Origin of the sequence: Pseudomonas sp. P5_152, assembly GCF_033989915.1 — a bacterium.
GTDB lineage: Bacteria > Pseudomonadota > Gammaproteobacteria > Pseudomonadales > Pseudomonadaceae > Aquipseudomonas.
The window spans coordinates 145,840-165,578 of the sequence record NZ_JASFAH010000002.1 but is presented as its reverse complement, the minus strand read 5'-3'; the positions used below and the strand labels follow the sequence as shown (position 1 = coordinate 165,578).

The following is a 19,739-nucleotide window of genomic DNA, read 5'->3' as shown; positions in this document are numbered from 1 at the left end:
TGAAGACATTTCTGCACTTGAAGAGCGAGTGATTGGACTGGCTCTAAAAAATTTTCAGCTCTCATCCCAACGGAAAATTGTTCTGCCCCTCACTCGTACGATCTTACTGAGGCTGCGCTCAACCTCGGTCACGTAAGCCCAAGCGCTTGACCGAGTGCGCACGCTCTTGATCATGTGAGTGGTAGTACGTGTTCTGAGTAGTACTGAGATTGCTATGACGCAGATCGACCTGCAGGTCTTTGGCATTCCGCAAGGGCGCGTCGAAGGTCGCAGAGGTATGGCGTAGCCAGTGCAGAGAAGCGACCTTTAAGCTTTCCATCTCGTGCACCGCACGACCCTCGATACGCATACTTTCAAGAGCCTTGTCGAAGACTACCTGGAGGAGGGCGCGTACCTGTCGATCCGACAGACCAGAACGTCCTCTGAGGGTCTTGATCAAAGGAGTGGTCTCGCCGATCTCAGGAAGTTCGGGCAGACCCAAGAACCGACGATAGCGCTTTAAATAGAGATTGATATATTCATCCCTGACGGCAATCTTTCCGATCTTGTTGCCTTTGCCTACGGCGTGATACCACCAGTTGCCCTCAGGGTCTTGGCGGAAGTCCCCCATAGAGGGCTTCCAGTTTTGTCGCCCGACAACATCAGACACGCGTAGATACATGGAAAACAATGTTGAAAGTATAAACAGTGTACGCTCATGCCGAGCAGGTTCGGACTCCGCCAGCTTTTCAGCCGTTTCAAGCACGTAGTTCCATTGCAGTGGCGTCAATGCACGCGTAACACCCTCGTCTTGAACATCATCGGTATAGCGACCTGACTTCTTGATCATTCGGAAGGGGTTTGCCGCCGCATAACCATCTTCAACCATAAATTCGAAAAAGCGACTGCAAATCGAGAAAACTTGATTTATGGTGCTGTTGGTTGCGCTGTATTTATTCTCGGTTATTCCTTGTTCTTGATCCTCGGAACCAATCAGCGGCTTCGACGATTTAATATTGAAAGGACGCCAGTTAGGATTAGGAATAACAGGGTCTACAAGCGCACTCTGCGCATCATTATTATTCAAAAAACGGCTACGAGTCACAGGCCCGATCCAGTCTCGAGGTGGATTACGGCAAAAAATCAAATAATCCTGGGCGTCCTGACGCTTAAGTTGATTCAGCGGCTTCTGGCTAATCATCAATGACCACAGCAGCAGCCGCTCAATATGAATGCGATACGAGCTGAAGGTCTGAGCATTATCGGAAAAAGCCCGCAGGAACGAGCGCACGGCCAGGTAGCCGCGCGGAGCCTCTAGCGCATGGGAAAATGAGGCAAGGTAAGCTTTGACGCATGGTGTAGTAGGCCCACTGCAACTGAAATCCTGATCAAGGAACGACTCGTATGTATTGAATAAGGGCTTCGGCGAGCGGGACATTCATGACCACCAGATACGTTAGTTAGTGCCATTAAGAGACTTCCAGTTATGACAGTAATCGGAAGTTGGAGACCTATTATCCATAATCAGTCTCCCTCTCATACAACTTTGGCTTAAGAAAGCCCGATGGTATCTCGCGCGCATCTATCGTGCAACTATGACTCATTACCTCCCAAACCTTCTGGGCTTATCTCAAGATTTCGTTAAATGGACAGTACTTGTCTCCCAATTATTCTTCAGGTATCGAGCCGGAGGCACTGATGTACGTATGAGCCCGCCATGCTGTCTCGTCATTACTGCGCGCACCTCCTGGTTATTCCTCGTAATTGCGTTAAAAAATTCGTTTTAGTCTCATAATTCCGTTCCCCGTCGTTGGCACGGGTAAATGTCGTGGAAACTTCACACTCACGCCGATACCCGGAATTTCTGGGTGGCGGGTAGCCAGGGGTGTAAGTCCACTGGTGATATCTCACGATTTCGTGCTGGGAAGCCAAAACCATAGCTCTAGGATGAGTCTAGTGCAGAGCAGTTCTCAGCCCAGTTTTTCCAAAAAATATTTTAGGAAAACTCGCGTCAGGCTTGATCTTCAACAATCCGAGCGGTGGATTGGCGCGGAATTCTGCCTATGCCGCCAGAGCGTTCGGGCCCAGAAGTGTCTCGTCAAATCTTCACCAAAAGCGCTGCGGGTTATGTCTCGCGATTTCTTCGAAATATAGCTAACTGATTGTTTTTATTGGAATTCATCTTAATTGCGCAAACGTGGATACGCGACGTTGTCTCACGATTGATTGATAGACTCTGAGCTAGTAACAAAATGATGGAATAGGCTGAAACCCTCGCAAATAAAGGCTTACAGGCCAACTGCCGGCTACACGGTAGTCTCATAATTACGTTGCTACAGTTGGTGAGGCCTGCACTACATTTTTCGTAATGCCCAGTAAAATCAATCTGTTAAGCGCTTTTTCGAAGCAACGTCTCTTTATTTCGCGATTGCCTCATCGTCCGCAGATTTGTGGAGTTGTATGACGGTTTGCGAAGTGGTGTGCGATGAACATATCCTTCATTTAACATAATATACATTATGCGAAGTGTCGTATGGGGAGCTTAGGGGCTCTGGAGGTCAGATTTGAAGACAGGCACTACCTTCTAATCAGCCCCCCAGGTCCAGCTTGCTGCCTTGCTATGTCACTGGCAATCCCAATGCCTCTTGTGCACCACGTTGCTGGTGATGATCCGCTACGTTGGCCAAAGACGATTTCAGTACCTTCATCAGCATCGCGTTGGATAGTTTCGCGCTGTTGGGCGCTCGTCAGTTCCAGCTGTGGCTGCTTTACCTTCCAGGCTGGTGAATTGGTTTATGGCGCTTACGTGCTTGGCCGTCGGCCTGGGTGTTCTGTTGTGTACGCAATGAAAACCTCCCGGGGTCTTACGATCGCCCTGGATCGCCGTGGTTACGGGTTCAACCATCCTGGGGCGTAGATCCGTCTTTGCCATCCGCAACGTCCAGCGTGTGTTGCCGTTCTGTGGCGGTCATGGCGCCGAGCCTGATTGATATGGACCTCGGTTCTTCGTACGAACGCTTATCCGTATTTGTTCTGCTGGTATGCACCTGAAGGCGCTGGAAGCCCTGTATTTCGGGCCTTTCGTGGTTTCGGCTGCTGTAGGAAATAGCAGTTTTTCGGCTTTTTTGACGATGTTGGCTATTTCCCTATTCCACAATTTCCGGGTTCGTTGTGCTGGTGATGATGGGGATTTACTGGATTTGCGCGTTATCGTTGATGTTCTTCGCGAGCGAGCTCGCTCATACATAATAGGGAGCATCTTCAGCGTTCATCCATTAAATGCGGGGTGTGCCCTGCCCTTGATATTCCTATAACTTATAACTCAACTAAAGGTCTATTTAGTTGAGTTATATATCAGTGGGCGTTGAGTCGCTTCCGATCACCCTACTCCACAGTTACTGATCTATGTCCGGTGCAGTTAGCGTTGTGCGGTTATCCTGACTACGCTTGAGTTCGGATCCCTATCGGAGTTTGGTTAATGAGCAAGAAGAAACAGGCGCTTGCGAAAGCGCAGCCTCCCGCGCCGCTCGGTCGCAAGGACTACGAGAAGCAACTTGCCGCCCTGCACGTCGAGCTGGTGAAGTTGCAGCAATGGGTGGTTGCCACGGGGGCCAAGGTGGTCATTGTGTTTGAAGGCCGTGATGGTGCGGGCAAAGGCGGCACGATCAAGGCGCTGACTGAGCGCGTGAGCCCGCGGATCTTTCGGGTGGTGGCCTTGCCTGCTCCGTCGGAGCGGGAAAAATCGCAGATGTACCTGCAGCGCTATATGCCGCACATGCCGTCCGCTGGCGAAGTGGTGATTTTCGACCGCAGTTGGTACAACCGCGCGGGTGTGGAACGGGTCATGGGGTTTTGCACCGAGGATCAGGCGCGCGGGTTCCTTGAGCTGACGCCGGGTTACGAGCGGCTGATGGTCAACTCCGGGATCCTGCTGTTCAAGTACTGGCTGGAGGTCAGTCCGGAGGAACAAAGCCGTCGCCTCAAGGAGCGCATCACCGACGGGCGCAAGACCTGGAAACTCTCGCCCATGGATATCAAGTCCTACAACCGTTGGGATGAATACACCCGTGCGCGCGACGAGATGTTCCAGGCTACCGATTCGGGGTGGGCGCCCTGGCATGTGGCCCGCTCGGAGAACAAGAAGTCGGTGCGGCTGAATGTGATCACTCACCTGCTGGAGCACATTCCCTACGAAGCTATCAAGCAACCGCGAGTCAGGCTGCCCAAGCGCAAGGTCGGCGAGTACAAGACTATCAACTATCCGTTCAAATACATCGCCGAACGGTTCTGAGCCCCAGGGCAAGTGATCCACCACAGGACCGGGCGCAGCTATGGGCAATGCGTGGAAATCGATGTGGTTGCTGGTGCTCGTCCTGTGCGGCTCGGTGTCCATTGCCGTAGCGGCAGACACCAGCCCAGCCAGCCTGGTGGCCAAGGCTGATCAGGCGACGTTCGTCGTTGCGCAGAATCAATTGCCGGGCTTGCAGGCCCGGCTCGACGGCCTCAAGCAGCAGGTGTCGCTGGCCGACACCCTGTCCGAACTGGTCAGCCTGCAGGATTTGATTCAGACCTACATCAACGACGTCGAGCGGCAGCAGTCGGCGCTGCTGCCGGTGCAGGCCCAGCTCCAGGCCCAATTGGGGGTGCTGGGCCCCGCCTCCGCTGACGAACAGGCGCCGGAAAATACCGACATTGCGATCCAGCGCATCCATATCATCGAGCAGAAAGACAAGCTCGACAGCAGTTTGAAAGCCCTGGCCGGGCTCAAGGCCAGTGCCACCGAGCTGACCACCCAGATTGCCGCCCTGCGCCGCAGTCTGCTGGAAAGCGAAGTGACGCAGCGTATCAACAGTATCCTCAGCCCGAATTTCTGGCGGCCGTTGATTGCTCCGCAAGCTACGGACCGGCAACGGCTCAGTGCGGTGTTGCAGGAGATTGGCGCCACCCTGGCCTCGGTGTGGCAGCCGGGCCAGCGCCTGGTCAGCAGTCTGTTGCTGCTGCTGGCACTGGCGGTCTGGACCCTGGGCCGCAGCGTCGCTGAGCGGGGGCTGTTCTGGGTGTGCATTCATCGCATGCCCGAAGGCCGGTTGCGCCGTAGTTCCCTGGCACTGGCGTCGATCCTGGCCACGTTGCTGACCGCTACCTGCGCCTTGCAGTTGCTGTTTTATGCGGTGACGCGGCAACTGCCATTGACCCCCATGCTGCAAAGCCTGGCCGAAGAAATCGAAAAGCTGGTGTACACCTGCGTGCTGATTACCGGCCTGAGCCGCGCCTTGCTTTCGACCCGCCATCCTTCCTGGCGACTGCCGGCGATTGCCGACCCTGTGGCCCTGGCGATGGAACACTTTCCGCAGATCCTGGCGGGCGTGCTGCTGGTCCTGGTGACGCTGTCGCAGATCGCCAACGTCAGCGGCATGAGCCCCCAGGCGGTGATTTTCGGGCGTGGGGTGACTGCGCTGATCGTGACCCTGATCCTTGCGATCCTGCTGTTGCGCACCAGCAAGATCCGCCGGGCCGTGGCCGCCAGCGGTGAGGCCCCGGAGGCCGGCACCACCCTGGCCGGGCTGATGTACGCGTTCGCCAGCCTGGCGATCGTGGTCTCCATGCTGGCGCTGTTGATTGGCTACATCTCGCTGGCTCGGTTCATCACCTATGAAATGGTCTGGATCTTCATTGTGTTCTCCGGTTTCTACCTGCTGATACAGCTGTTCAAGGACCTCTGCGAGTACCTGTTTTCCCCCAGGCAAGCCAGCGGCAAGGCGCTCAAGCAGTTGCTGGGGATTGGCGATGCACGCCTGGAGCAGGTTTCGACTGTGCTGTCGGGGGTTGGGCGCGCGAGCATGCTGTTGTTCGCCTTGATTGCGCTGCTGGTGGGCGGCGTTGGCACCACCTTCGGCCAACTGTTTGCCCAGGCCCTGGAGATTCTCGGCGGTGCGGGCTTGCGCAAACTGAACATCATTCCCGGGCACTTGCTCAACGCGGTGCTGGCGTTGTTGATTGGCATCTACCTGATCCGCTCACTGCGCCGCTGGCTGGACAACGAGTTCCTGCCCAAGACCGCGATGGACCCCGGCATGTGTGCGTCCCTGAGCACGCTGTTTGCCAATATCGGTTACGCCCTGGTGATTCTGCTCACCCTGTCATCGCTGGGCGTGCAGTGGACCAACCTGGCCTGGATCGTCAGCGCCTTGTCGGTGGGCATTGGTTTTGGTTTGCAGGAGATCGTCAAGAATTTCGTCTCCGGCTTGATCCTGCTGACCGAGCGCCCGGTCAAGGTCGGCGACCTGATCAGTATCAGTGGGGTCGAAGGCGACATTCGGCGGATCAATGTCAGGGCCACGGAAATCCAGCTCAGCGACCGCTCCATAGTGATCGTCCCCAATTCCCAGCTGATTTCCCAGAACCTGCGCAACGTGACCCTGGGCGGTAGCGCCCAGGGGGTGGCAACGCTGGAGCTGACCTTCGCGCTGGATATCGATCCCGAGCAGGTCAACGACCTGCTGTTCAACACCTACTGCGAGCACGAGAATATCCTCGACCACCCTGCCCCCTTCGTGCGCTTCAGCAAGTTGACGCCCGACGGCATCACCCTGACCGTCACCGGCTATGTCAGCAGCCCGAGAGTTGTCGGCAAGATCAAGAGCGACCTGCTGTTCGAGATCCTCAAGCGCCTGGGAGCCGCCGGCATCTCCCTGGCCAAACCGGCGGCAACGGAGTGACCACCGGCAGCGGCCACCCAGGTTTCAGCTGGTTGCTTGCTCGCGGATCAGCTTCTTGTTGATCTTGCCGACGCTGGTCTTGGGGATCTCGCTGACGAACTTGAATTGCTTGGGGATCGCCCACTTGTTGATCCGCCCAATGTCGACAAAGCTCTGCAAGTGCGCTTCGAGGATCTTGCGGTCGAGGTAATGCCCGGGCTCGCACACCACCAGGGCCATGGGCCGTTCACCCCACTGCTCGTCGACAATGCCCACCACTGCCACCGACATCACTGCCGTGTGCTCGCTGATCAGGCTTTCCAGTTCCAGGGAACTGATCCACTCCCCGCCCGTCTTGATCACATCCTTGATCCGGTCCTTGATTTCCACACCGCCCATGGCATCGATCGATGCCATGTCGCCAGTGTGCAGCCAACCGCCCTGCCACAGCTCGGCGCCCTTTTGCGGCTCCTTCAGATACCCCTGGGTCAACCAGGGTGCGCGCACCACGATTTCGCCCTGGGCTTCGCCGTCGTGGGGCACATCATTGCCTGCGGCATCGATGATTTTCAGGTCGACCATTGGCACCGGCACCCCGGTCTTGATGCGCGTGGCCAGTTGGTCCTGCATCGGTTGCTGCAGATCCTCGGTGCGCAGGTAGGTGGTGCAGAGCACCGGGCAGGTTTCCGACATGCCGTAGCCACTGTGCACCTGGATGCCCCTGGCGCTGGCTTCGCTGGCAATGCCCAGGGTCAGCGCACTGCCGCCGAGGAGCATCTTCCAGCCATCAAAACGACTGTGCTTGCCAGCCTCGCAGTTGAGGATCATCTGCAAAATGGTCGGCACACAGTGGGAAAACGTAACCTTTTCCTCACGGTACAACTGCACCAGGCGATTGGGCTCATAGCGCCCCGGGTACACCTGCTTGAGGCCCATGAGTGTGGCGACATAGGGCACGCCCCAGGCATGCACATGGAACATCGGGGTGATGGGCATGTACACATCATCGGAGCGCAATAGCGGCAGGCCTTGATAGACCCCCAGGGTGCCCACCGCATTGAGGGTGTGCAGCACCAGTTGGCGGTGGGTGAAATACACGCCTTTCGGGTCGCCGGTGGTGCCCGTGGTGTAGAACAGCGTCGCCACCGAGTTTTCATCGAAGTCGGGGAAGGCGTACTGGTCCGCGGCCTCGGCCAGCAGTTGCTCGTACTCCCCCACCACCGGCAGGCAGGTGTCGGCTGCCGTCTCGTCGGTCAGTTGCAGGTAACCTTTGACCGTCGTCAGTTGCCCTTGCAACTGTTCGACCAGGGGCAGGAAGTCGTCATGCACCAGCACCAGGTCATCCTCGGCGTGGTTCATGGTGAAGAGCACCTGCTCCGCCGACAGGCGAATGTTCACGGTGTGCAGTACCGCGCCGATCATCGGCACGGCAAAGAAACACTCCAGGTAGCGGTGGCTGTCCCAGTCGAGCAAGGCCACGGTGTCCCCGGCCTTGACGCCGGCGGCGGTCAAGGCGTTGGCCAGGCGGCGGATCCGCTTATTGAGGGTCTGGTAGCTGTAGCGCAGTTTGTCGGCGTAGACGATTTCCCGCCCTGGCTCGTAGCGCACCCCGGACAGCAGCAACTGCTTGATCAGCAGAGGATAGGCATAGGCGCCGGCGGCCGGAGGAATGATTTTTGTCGCGATCATGCTGGGGTTCCTTGTCCGTTCAATCAGAACTGCGCGGCTGGCAGTTCATACAGGCAGGCGCTACCAGCCCTGACCGAAGCGCTCAGTGAATGGATGCGCGGCAACAGGCGGGCGAAATAGAAACGCGCGGTGCAAAGCTTGCTGGCATAGAACTCGTCTTCATGGGCCTTGCCCATGGCCGCCTGGGCCATCAGCGCCCACATATAGGCGTAGGCGGTGTAGCCGAACACTTGCAGGTATTCCACCGAGGCCGCGCCGATTTCATTCGGGTTGTCCTGCGCCCGATCCAGCAGCCAGGCGGTCAGTTCATCGAGATTGTCGACGGCGGCGCCCAGCGGCTTGCAGAACTTGCCCATATCCGGCCCGGCATTGGCGATGAAGTGGCGTATTTCTGCAGCGAACAGGCGGTACAGCGCCCCGCCGCTGCCGACGATCTTGCGTCCGGCCAGATCCAGGGACTGAATGCCGTTGGTGCCTTCGTAGATCTGGGTGATCCGCACATCACGCACCAGTTGCTCCTGCCCCCACTCGCGGATGTAGCCGTGGCCGCCGAAGACCTGCTGGCCGTGCACCGTGGTTTCCAGGCCCATGTCGGTGAGGAACGCCTTGGCCACCGGCGTCAGCAAGGACACCAGCTCCTGGGCGCGAGTGCGGGTTGCCGAATCTTCGCTGTACTTGGCAGTGTCCAGTTGCAGCGCGACGTAGCTGGAAAAGGCCCGGCCACCCTCGTTGAGGGCTTTCATGGTCAGCAACATGCGTCGCACATCCGCATGCACGATGATCGGGTCGGCGACCTTGTCGGTAGCCTGCGGCCCCGTTGGTGCGCGGCTCTGCAAGCGATCGCGGGCATACTCGACCGCGTTCTGGTAGGAGCGTTCACCCAACGCCAGGCCCTGGATACCCACGCCTAGGCGCTCGTAGTTCATCATGGTGAACATCGCGGCCAGGCCCTTGTTCGGCGCATCGACTATCCAACCGGTGGCACCATCGAAGTTCATCACGCAGGTGGCGGAAGCCTTGATGCCCATCTTGTGCTCGATCGAGCCGCACGACAGCGCGTTGCTGGCGCCCAGTGAGCCGTCGTCGTTGACCAGCACCTTGGGCACCAGGAACAGGGAAATGCCCTTGGGCCCGGCGGGTGCATCCGGCAGTCGCGCCAGCACCAGGTGGATGATGTTCTCGGTCAGGTCGTGTTCACCGCCGGTGATGAAGATCTTGCTGCCGCTGATCCGGTAGCTGCCATCGGCTGCCGGCTCGGCGCGGGTGCGAATCAGCCCCAGGTCGGTGCCCGCATGGGCTTCGGTCAGGCACATCGAACCGGTCCAGGTGCCGGCGTACATGTTCGGCAGGTAGCGTTGCTTGAGCGCCTGGCTGGCATGGGCGTTGATCGACAGGCAAGCGCCGGCAGTCAGCATCGGGTACAGGCCAAACGACAGGCTGGCCGAGTTGACCATCTCCTCGACCTGGGCCGAAATCGCCTTGGGCATGCCCATGCCACCAAACTGCGGATCGCCGCCAACACCCACCCAGCCACCTTCGGCAAATGCCTGGTACGCCTCGGCGAACCCCTGGGGTGCAGTCACCTTGCCGTTGTCCCAGCCACAGCCTTGCTCGTCACTGCTGCGGTTGAGTGGCGCGATCACTTGCGCACTGATCTTGCCGGCCTCCTCGAGGATCGCTGCGGCTGTCTCTTGATCGATGACCTCGGCCAGGCCCGGCAATTGCGCCCATAACCTGGAGACCTGGAACACCTCATTGAGGACAAACTGCATGTCACGCAAAGGGGCTTTGTAATCAGACATAGTTGGCTTTCTCACAAGTTGTCAGTGCATCAGGTGTGCCCTGACGTTGGGATGTACCGGTTGCACCGGCGGGGGCCACGGGGTTTTCGGCTGCCAGCCGACGCTCCAGCGCCGGGTCTCGCAGCAGGAAGTACGACAGGGCCGGAATCAGGATCAGCGCACCCAGCATGTTCCACAGGAACATGAAGGTCAGCAGGATGCCCATGTCCGCCTGGAACTTGATCGGCGACCAGACCCAGCACACCACGCCGGCGGCCAGGGTGATGCCGACCAGGCCCACGACCCGGCCGGTGAACGACACGGCATTGCGGTAGGCCTGGGCCAATGGCAGGCCCTGGCGCTGGTACTGCAGTTGCACACTGAGCAGGTACAAGGCGTAGTCCACGCCGATCCCCACACCCAGGGCGATCACCGGCAGGGTCGCGACCTTGACGCCGATGCCCATGACCACCATCAGCGCTTCGCAAAGGATCGAGGTCAGTACCAAAGGCAGCAGCGCCACCAGGGTTGCCCGCCAACTGCGGAAGGTAATCAGGCAGAACAGCGTGACCGCCGCGTAGACATACAGCAGCATGCTGCGATTGGCTTCGCGTACCACGATATTGGTGGCCGCCTCGATCCCGGCGCTGCCGGCGGCCAGCAGGAACTGGCGATCTTCGCTGCTGTTGTCGCGGGCGAATTTATCGGCGATGGCCACCACCTCATCCAGGGTCTGGGCCTTGTGGTCCTTGAGGTAGGCAATCACCGGCATCAGCGAGCAATCGGTGTTGAACAACTCCGGGGAGTTGACCGAGGTCTGCTGGGCCGCATAGTTCAAGACGTCCTGGTTGCGCTGGATGCTGTTGAGCTTGGGGTTGCCCTCATAGGTGCCCGCAGTGATCTGGCGCACCGCATTGACCAGCGAGGTGGTCGCCTGCACGCCCGGTGACTGCTGCAGCTCCCAGGCCAGGCGGTCGGCGAGTACCAGGGTCTTGTAGTTCAGGCAGCCTTCGGGGGCGGTCTTGATCATCACTGCGAACTGGTCGCTGGACAGCGCGTAGTGCTGGGTGATGTAGGCGTTGTCGCGGTTGTAGCGAGAATCGGCGCGCAGCTCCGGGGCCCCGCTTTCCAGGTCGCCGATCTGCAGTTGCAGGCTGATCATGAAGCCGCCGATGCCCATCACCAGGGCCACCAGCACTGCGCCCGTGGCCCACTTGGCGCTGGTGAAACGGTCGAGCCAGTCCCACAGCTTGCCAAAACCCTTGTGGCCGTCGGCCCGGGTGTCGATCTTCAGGGCACGCTCGGCCGCCTTGCGGCCGACACCGACATAGGACAGCGCCACCGGCATCAACAACAAGGAGGTAAAGATCAACACCGCAACGCCAATGCTGGCGCTGATGGCCAGGTCCTTGATCACCGGGATGTCGATCAGCATCAGCACCGCGAACCCCACGGCGTCCGCCAGCAGTGCGGTGACCCCGGCAATGAACAGGCGGCGAAAGGTGTAGCGCGCGGCGATCAACTTGTGGGTGCCACGGGCGATGTCCTGCATGATCCCGTTCATTTTCTGCGCGGCATGGGACACGCCAATGGCGAAGATCAGGAACGGCACCAGCACTGAATAGGGGTCGATGGCATAACCCAGCCAGGCGACGATGCCCAGTTGCCAGACCACCGCGATCAGCGAGCAGCCAACCACCAGCAAGGTGCTGCGCACGCAACGGGTATAGAGGTAGATGATCAGCAGCGAGGTCACTACCGCCAGGCCGAAGAACATCATCACCTGGATCAGGCCATCGATCAGGTCGCCCATCAGCTTGGCGAAACCGATCACCCGGACCTTGTACGGGCCCTTGCCCTCCTCCCCGGACGCGTGGGCGGCCTTGTCGCCGGCATACTCGATCTTGTCGCGCAGTTGCTCTTCGAGCATCTGCGAGAACGCGTGGTAGTTGATCGGCTGGCCACCGGCGGCGGCCTTGTCCAGCAGCGGGATGATCAGCATGCTCGACTTGTAGTCACTGGCCACCAGGCTGCCGACGATGCCGGCCCGGGCGATGTTCTGGCGCAACTGCTCGATCTGCTCGGGCTTGCCCTCATAGGTATCGGGCATCACCGGACCACCCTGGAAGCCTTCCTCGGTGACTTCAGTCCAGCGCACGGCCGGGCTCCACAACGACTTCATCCAGGCGCGGTCGACGCCTTCGGTGAGGAACAACTGATCATTGACCTGCTTGAGCACGTCCAGGTAGGCCGGGTCGAAGATATCGCCCTCGGTGGTCTCGACCACCACCCGCACCGAATTGCCCAGGCCGCGCAGGGACTGGCGGTTCTCCAGGTAGTTCTGGATGTAGGGCTGGCTTTGCGGAATCATTTTTTCAAAGCTGGGGCGCAATTCCAGGCGCGTGGCGGCCATATAGCCCAGCACCAGGGTCGCCAGCGCCATCAACAACATGAACAGCGGCCGGTAGTTGAACACCAGGCGCTCCAGGCGGTTGCCGGAGCGTTGGTCGAAGTCACGCACGTCGCGGATGACCGGCATGGTGTCTTGCTTGATATTGCCCATGTCTGGGTTCTCGCTCTAAGGATTCGAGGTCTTATTCGGCGGCCAGCGCCCGTGCACCACGGCTGCCCACTACCACCAGCGCGCCGTTGACGGCCTGGGTGGCGCCGGTCACCGGTGTGGGTGCGGCTTGCGGCACCAGGTGCAACTGCGCGCCAGGCCCCTGGCTCAGCAGCACCTGCCCGCCCTGGGTGAACAAGTGGTACTGGCCCTTGCTGTCGAGCAGGCCGGCGGTGATGCTGGTGTGCAGGCCCGTGTCCAGCGGCGTCCAGCTCAGGCCGCCATCGACACTGCGCAGCACGTTGCCGCGCAAACCGTAGGCAAGCACCTCGCCGGGTTTGCCGAGCACCCCGAAAAAGCTGCCCTGGTAAGGCGTAGTCAAGGCCACGAAGCGTTGCCCGGCCTCATCCCAGCGCAGCATCAAGCCCTGCTCGCCGGCGATGTACAGCGCATCGCCGGTGGAGGCGATGGCGTTCAGGTGAAAGCCCTGGGGGTTGTCGGTGCGGTCCTGGAACGGCGTCCAGGTCAAGCCACCGTCCTCGGTGCGCAGGATCAGGTTGAACACGCCGACCACATAACCGAGTTGGTCGTTGGCGAACCAGACGTCGAGCAACGGCTTGTCGGCGCCCTGCTCCACCATGCGCTGGCCTTCGTCTGCCAGTTGCGCCCAGCGCTCGTCACCCGGCTCGGCCCTGGCCAGGTCGCCGTAATGTTTGACCAGCAAGGCGCCGATCTGGCGTCCGTCGAGTTGTCTGGTCCAGCTCGCCCCAGCATCGCTGCTGTGCAACACCACGCCGTCGTTACCCACCGCCCAGCCTTGCGCTGGCGATGGAAAACTCACCGCGTTGAGATCCGCGCTCACCGGCACCACGGCTTGTTGCCAGTGGGTGCCGCTGTCGTCGGAATACAGAATATGGCCACGCTGGCCGACCGCGATCAGTCGCTCGCCGGCCCGCGCCATGCCTGACAACGGGCTGCGCACCGCCAGCGGGCTGACCTTGGCTGGCAGGTCCAGGACATCGACGTAGCCAGCGGCCAATGTCAGGCCCTGGCCAACGGCAAGCACGGCGCCCAGCGCCCATTGCAGGTACTTTTTGTACGAACCCATACCGCGTCCTCTTCGAAAAACTGCGCCAGGCCACACAACCGTGTGGCCTGGCGTTGACACCTGGCGTCCTTGCCGATCAGCGAATGCCCGAACCTGCCAGGGACTCCGGCGACCACTGCGCCTTGGAGAGTGGCTCGATGTACTTGATGCCGCCGTACGGGCCGACCACACCGTTGATGTTGTAGGAGCCACCGACCAGGTCGTAGATCATGAAAGGCGTGGAATCCGGGATCTGCTTGTCATAGCTCTGGCTGAGAAACGCGAAGGAGCCGCGATACAGTTGGCCACGGGCGTCGTACTGGTCTGAGGCCAGAGCGGTCCAGCTGTCTTCATCGAGGTAGAAGCGGCGTTTCTGGTAGATGTGCCGGGCGCCGGCCTTGAGGTTGCCCTCGACCACCCACACCCGGTGTTTTTCCCAGCGTACATAGTCCGGGGCCAGGTGATTGGGGGTCGCCAGCGCCTTCGGATCCTGGGCGTAGGTCAGCTTGTAGGTGTTGTAGGGCACGATCATTTCCTGCTTGCCCACCAGCTTCCAGTCGTAGCGGTCCAGCGCCCCGTTGAACACGAACACATCGTCGTAGGTGCCCGCGCCGGCGGTACCTGGGTTCGGTGTGTCATAGGCCAGGTTCGGGGCCAGCTTGACGCGACGCTGGCCAGGCAGGTATTGCCAGGCGCGACGTGGTTGTTGCAGCGGGTTGGCGGCGTCCTTGAGCATGATCGCTTCGCCGGCCCGGCGTGCAGGACCGGTGTACGACAGCTTCATCTGGTAGTACACGTCGGCACTGCTGATGGGCTGCGCGAGGTTTTCGTAGATCGGGTAGGAAATCATTGCCTGGCCGGTGATCGCCAGGCTCGCCACGCCGGCGGAGTCGACGTTCCAGGAGTCGTACTTGGAGTTGATGTTGACCCCCTGGTAGCGCAGCAGGAAGTTCCACATCGCCTCATTGCCCGACTGCGGGATCGGGAACGGTACGCCGGGCAGCACGTTGTCGATGGCCAGGCCGCCGTCCAGGGACTTGGCGCCGGTGGCGTTCTTCAGGCCATTGTCCAGCACGGCCTTGGGCAAGGTGACGGTGCGGTGGGTTGGGTAGACGTTGACGTGAAAGGTCGGGAAACGCTTGGCCAGCTCCAGGGTGGTCGCCGTCAGCGCGCCCTTGTACTGCTCGGCATTCTTGCCGTCGATCACCAGCACCGGCTTCTCATCGGCAAAAGGGTCCGGACGCATGCTGTCGCCGGCCTTGAAGCTGGCCGGTGGCGTGGTCAGGCCGCCGCTGTAGGCGGGAATCGAGCCATCGGCATTGCCGGCCTTTTCTGCCCCGACCAGGGTCAGGCTGCTGCCCAGTTTGGCGGCTTCCTGGGCGGAGACGGCGGCTTGGGCCTGGCCGGCTATGACCAGGGCCAGTGAGGCGGCCAACACGGTGTGCACGAATTTCATCTTGTTATTCTCCTGCTGATTCGAGTCAGCGATTCGTGAGTTAAAACGTGGTTTTCATCGTCAGGTACAGGGCACCACGGTCTTGGGTAGTGGCTCCGCCACCGGAAAAGGCTGAGTAGCCCCCGCCATAGCAGGCGTAGTTTTCGTTACCGCTGAAGGCGTTCGGGGTCGAGCCGTCGCCGCTGCCGGCATTGGCTGCGCCGGTGCTCGAACCGCTGTTGTCACACTTGTCGGACTTGCCGAAGGAATCGACGTACTTGAGGTCGACAAAATATTTGTTGTACGCCACGGCGCCGAAGCCGACCGCGTAGTTGCCGGTGTCCTTGGCGCCCCCGCCGGAGACTGGCGAGACACCGTCCAGACCGACGTTGACCGACAGCGGCATGTTCAGGTCGACGCCCGGGAATACCTGGTACCAGGTCGGCGTGAAGTTGACGGCAATGCCCCAGTTGTCGCGGGTTGGCGCGTCGATCCCGCGATAGCTGCCGTTGCCCTTGTACAGCGCCTCGTTTTTGTCATCGAGCTTGAGCAGGTTGCTGTAGTACAGCTCGGCGAGCAGGTTGGCCGAGTCGTACAGCGGGGTTTTCGGCAGGCTCACCAGGCCGTTGAGGGTCCAGTGCAAGGTGTCGCCCGTGGCGCTCATGCTGTCGCCCCGGCTAGGGGTGTCATAGACCACACCGGTGGCGGCAGTACGGGCCGGCAACAGGCCAAGGCCGGCGCCCAGGCCCAGCGGCCCGGAAGAACTGACAATCGCCGGAATGCTCGCCAGCGGCATGTTGTGGCGGATGTTCAGGTCCGAGCCGACGCTCACCCCGCCGACGTCCTTGGACAGGCTCAGGCCAAACACCTGGATGTTGTCGGCATAGGCCAGTTGGTAGGTGCTGGTGCTCAACGAGTTGAGGGTGTTGATCACGGCCGGCACTTGCCCGGTCGGCGGGGTGCCGCTGGGGTTGGCCGAGCTCAGCCCGGTGGCGTTCAACCAGGCTTGCGGCAGGATGTCCGAGGTGTTGCGGTAGTAGACGCCGAGGGTGCCGTCCAGCCAGGCCGGAGACCATTTGGCCATCACGCCCCAATCACCGCTGCTGCCCGGCGTCAGGTCATGCCCACGACGCACGTTGGTCAAGCCGTTGCACGGTGCCAGGCCACAGCCCAGCGGGCTGCCCGGGACCACGGAGTTGGTGTTGCCGAGCAGGAAGGATTGCGCGCCGAAGCCCACGAGGTCGGAGCCGCCATAGTAGGTGCCGGCTTCCGGCAGGCGCGCGGCGTCCCAGTCGAGGAAGTACTGGGCGCCGACGGTCAGCTCCGGATTCACGGTGAACGACATCGACAGCTGGTTACGCGGAACGAACAGCTCCTTGGCTTCAGTGCCCGGCGACGCCGCCAGCTTGGCCAGGTCCAGGCCCGATTGGCCGTAGCTGACCGAGTGCACCGGGTTGAGCAGGGTTTCGCCCCAGAACACATTGTGCTGGCCGGCCTTGACGCTGAGCAACGACTCCTCGCCCACTTCGGTGCTGTAGAACACGAACGCGTCGAGGATTTCCCCGGACGGCCCGGTGTAGTAACGCTGGGCGTAGTTGCTCAGGTGCGGGCTGCCGTTGCCGACATTGTCGCCCGTGACACCCGCCAGGCGTGGGTCATTGGCCACCAGGCCGGAGCGCGCATCGTTGCCGTTGACGAACGGATTGGAGTTCGAGCCAGCGTTCTCATAGGCCTTGTCGTACCAGCTGGCGGCGCTGACCCGAAAGCCCATGCTGTTCTTGTAGACCACGTCCATCTCGGTCAACAGGTCGATACGGTTGCTGATGTTGGTACCGGCCTTGCGAAAGTTGTAGTCGCCATCGTTGTTGTTGGGTGTCGCCAACATGCGTTTGTCGGCGCTTTCAGTGCGTACCCCGTAGTTGTACTTGACGGTGTTGTCCAGGCGCGCGGTCCAGTCCGGATTCCCCGTGTCGAGTTCAAAACCGTGGGCCACCGGCATGCTGGCGGCGAGGATGGCCGAGGCCAGCAAGGTGTAACGCGATGGGGTGAAACCGTGACTCTTATTGTTGTGCATTAACGTGTCTCCGCCTTTTTGTAGTTGTTTTAAGCGCAGCCGCCCTCTCGTCACCCCTTGTTCCAGGGGTTGACGCTGATCAGCAATGAGGGCAATAGCCGGTTGACTCGGGGTCTTGCGGTGCCTGGACTAACGATCCAGTTCCTGGATCAGGGTGTAGGCCTGTGGCCAGGGGCCGAAGCCCGCGGCCGGGTTGAGATGACCGACCGCGCCGACGTTGCGCAGTTCGGCGCCCCAGCCCTGGGCCATGCGTTGCACGGCTTGTAGGCTGGCCAGGTGATCATTGGTGCTGGCGGCGACCAGGCTGCGGAACGGCAGAGGGCCATTGGGTAGCGGGTCCCAACCTTGGGTGCGCAAGGTTTCAGGGGATGGGTAGCCTTGCGGCCAGGCGGCATCGAGGTCGGGTGGCGCGGCCAACAGGGCGCCCTTGATCGCACGTGTGTGGCGGGCGGCCCAGTGCGCGACCATCAGCACACCGGCACTGTGGGCCACCAGGATCACCGGCCCGTCGATCTGCTCCAGCGCGTGCTGGATCGCCTCGACGCGCTTGGCGCAGTCCAGTTTGTCGGTGGTCAGTGGGGGAACGCTGCGCACCTTGCAAAGTTGCTCGGCCAGCAACGTTTGCCAATGCTCGGCAACGTGCTCGCGCAAGCCCGGTACGATCAGAACGGTTGCGGCAGTCTGCAATTTGTCCACTTCAACACCTACGCTTTCTCGATGACTCGACTGGCTCTATCGCCAGAAGCTTTTTGTAGTGCTGACATTAAAGAGCGCCTACCCCCGGTGCTTTTCATTAGACGTCAGTGACTTTTCTTTTGATGACAAATTTGCCGCCGGGGCGTTGGCACGACCGCTGGTCAAAAAACTCGACGGTTGCGCGCCAGCCCACTGTAATCAATGGGTGGACGCCGATGGCGGGTGTCAGCGTGCCTGCCCCGGAGCACAATCGGCGGCAGACTAGTGCTGACTTCACAACTGTTCAATTGATCAGGTGCTGGATATAGTCGCCCCGCTCGCTTCCATCGCAATCGGCTCAGGAAAGACTTCCGCATGACCAAGCTTGTTCGCGCCGCCGTCTTGACCAACTACCTGGAAGTCACCCAGTACCTGGGGTTCAACCCACGCGATGTGATGGCCGGGGTCGGCCTCAGCCGCGCCCAGTTGCTCGCCCCGGAACAGCGCATCCCGATCGATGCCGCCGTGCGCCTGCTGGAAGACTCGGCCCTGGCCAGTGGCTGCCAGACCTTCGGCCTGAGCATGGCCGAGTCGCGCCAACTCTCGGATTTCGGTGTGGTCAGCCTGTTGCTCAGCCACCAGCGGACCTTGCGCGATGCCTTGCAGGTGGTGGTGCACTACCGGCACCTGATGAACGATTCGCTGGCGATTTTCATCGAAGAAGCCGGCAAGATGGTGATCATTCGCGAAGAAGTGGTCACCGAGACGCCCATGTCCTCACGCCAGGCCACTGAGCTGGCAATCGGGGTGATGTTCCGCCTGTGCGCCGCCTTGCTCGGCAGCCATTGGCATCCTTACCGCGTGCATTTCACCCACCAGCCTCCCGACAACCTGCAACTGCATCGGCGGCTGTTTGGCTGCACCCTGGAGTTCGGCAGTGAGTTCAACGGCATTGTCTGTTCCGATGCCAGCCTGGACATGACCAACCCCCATGCCGACCCGGCCATGGCCCGCTATGCACAGAGCTACCTGGACTCGTTGCTGAGCCACGAGGGCGCCTCGATGTTGTTTGAGGTGCGCAAGGCCATCTATCTGTTGCTGCCCATGGGGCGCGCGACCATCGAGCAGATCGCCCAGACCCAGGGCATGAACGTGCGCACCCTGCAGCGCCGGCTCAAGGAAGATGGCTGCGCCTTCAACGACCTGGTCAACGAGGTCCGGCGCGACCTGGTGCTGCGCTACCTGGACAACCCCAACTACACCCTGGGACGCATCGCCGACATGCTTGGCTACTCCATGGCCAGCTCCTTTACCCGCTGGTTCATCACCCAGTTCGGCATGCCCCCGGCAGCCTGGCGCAGCGCGCAAAAGCAGGGCAGCAAACAGCCAATCGACCTGCCTCCCCTCCCCGGCGAACTGTAGGCGCCGATACGGGCTGAGTACGCTCTGGACCGTCATCGCGGGCAAGCCCGCTCCCACAGGTATGAGCCCCCGTGGAGCGGGCTTGCCCGCGATGGGCATAGGTATCTACACAAGGTTGTAGCGGCCTGTGGCGAGGGAGCTTGCTCGTGTGGCGGCCTCTGGGGGGTGGATTAGGCGGAGTACATATCCATTTCTTCGGTAACGGCCACCTATGGTTCCGCCTGACGGCGGCTCACTTTTGAACAGCGCAAAAGTAAGCAAAACGCTCTTTCCCCACCACTCGGTGCCTCGCTTAGGCTCGGCATGCCCGTACTCCGACATTGATTTGGGGGCCGCCGC

At 60.6% G+C, this 19,739-nt stretch carries 11 protein-coding genes; 3 read left to right on the top strand and 8 right to left on the bottom strand.

What is annotated here, in order from left to right:
* Window positions 1-118: 118 nt before the first annotated feature.
* Complete coding sequence (locus tag QMK50_RS00650) at window positions 119-1,417, bottom strand: site-specific integrase (protein ID WP_320332202.1); 1,299 nt, start codon at window positions 1,415-1,417, stop codon at window positions 119-121.
* A gap of 2,040 nt (window positions 1,418-3,457) precedes the next feature.
* Here QMK50_RS00650 and ppk2 point away from each other — a divergent pair.
* Window positions 3,458-4,270, top strand: coding sequence for a polyphosphate kinase 2 (gene ppk2 / locus QMK50_RS00645; protein ID WP_095170084.1), 813 nt, complete (start codon window positions 3,458-3,460; stop codon window positions 4,268-4,270).
* A gap of 40 nt (window positions 4,271-4,310) precedes the next feature.
* Window positions 4,311-6,698: a DUF3772 domain-containing protein gene (locus QMK50_RS00640; protein WP_320332201.1), complete on the top strand. Its 2,388-nt coding sequence runs from the start codon at window positions 4,311-4,313 to the stop codon at window positions 6,696-6,698.
* Between the two features lie 24 nt (window positions 6,699-6,722).
* On the opposite strand, the gene QMK50_RS00635 is transcribed toward QMK50_RS00640, so the two are convergent.
* From QMK50_RS00635 to QMK50_RS00605, 7 genes are all read right to left on the bottom strand, one after another.
* On the bottom strand, window positions 6,723-8,366 hold the full coding sequence (locus QMK50_RS00635) for a fatty acid--CoA ligase (RefSeq protein WP_159995976.1): 1,644 nt from the start codon (window positions 8,364-8,366) through the stop codon (window positions 6,723-6,725).
* Window positions 8,367-8,389: 23 nt separating this feature from the next.
* Window positions 8,390-10,168, bottom strand: coding sequence for an acyl-CoA dehydrogenase C-terminal domain-containing protein (locus QMK50_RS00630; RefSeq protein WP_320332200.1), 1,779 nt, complete (start codon window positions 10,166-10,168; stop codon window positions 8,390-8,392).
* Window positions 10,161-12,710, bottom strand: a complete 2,550-nt coding sequence (locus QMK50_RS00625) for an efflux RND transporter permease subunit (protein WP_320332199.1) — start codon at window positions 12,708-12,710, stop codon at window positions 10,161-10,163. Before QMK50_RS00625 ends, QMK50_RS00630 begins: the two co-directional genes overlap by 8 nt.
* A gap of 31 nt (window positions 12,711-12,741) precedes the next feature.
* Window positions 12,742-13,815 (bottom strand): WD40/YVTN/BNR-like repeat-containing protein, encoded by a 1,074-nt coding sequence (locus QMK50_RS00620; protein WP_320332198.1) that lies wholly within the window; start codon window positions 13,813-13,815, stop codon window positions 12,742-12,744.
* Between the two features lie 76 nt (window positions 13,816-13,891).
* Window positions 13,892-15,250: a DUF1329 domain-containing protein gene (locus QMK50_RS00615; protein ID WP_095170090.1), complete on the bottom strand. Its 1,359-nt coding sequence runs from the start codon at window positions 15,248-15,250 to the stop codon at window positions 13,892-13,894.
* A 40-nt stretch (window positions 15,251-15,290) separates the two neighbouring features.
* Window positions 15,291-17,303, bottom strand: coding sequence for a DUF1302 domain-containing protein (locus tag QMK50_RS00610; protein WP_320332197.1), 2,013 nt, complete (start codon window positions 17,301-17,303; stop codon window positions 15,291-15,293).
* Window positions 17,304-17,432: 129 nt separating this feature from the next.
* A complete protein-coding gene (locus tag QMK50_RS00605) occupies window positions 17,433-17,999 on the bottom strand; it encodes an RBBP9/YdeN family alpha/beta hydrolase (RefSeq protein WP_159995968.1) in 567 nt (188 codons plus the stop codon).
* A 354-nt stretch (window positions 18,000-18,353) separates the two neighbouring features.
* Here QMK50_RS00605 and QMK50_RS00600 point away from each other — a divergent pair, with 354 nt between their 5' ends.
* Complete coding sequence (locus QMK50_RS00600; protein WP_320332196.1) at window positions 18,354-19,400, top strand: AraC family transcriptional regulator; 1,047 nt, start codon at window positions 18,354-18,356, stop codon at window positions 19,398-19,400.
* Window positions 19,401-19,739: the final 339 nt, after the last annotated feature.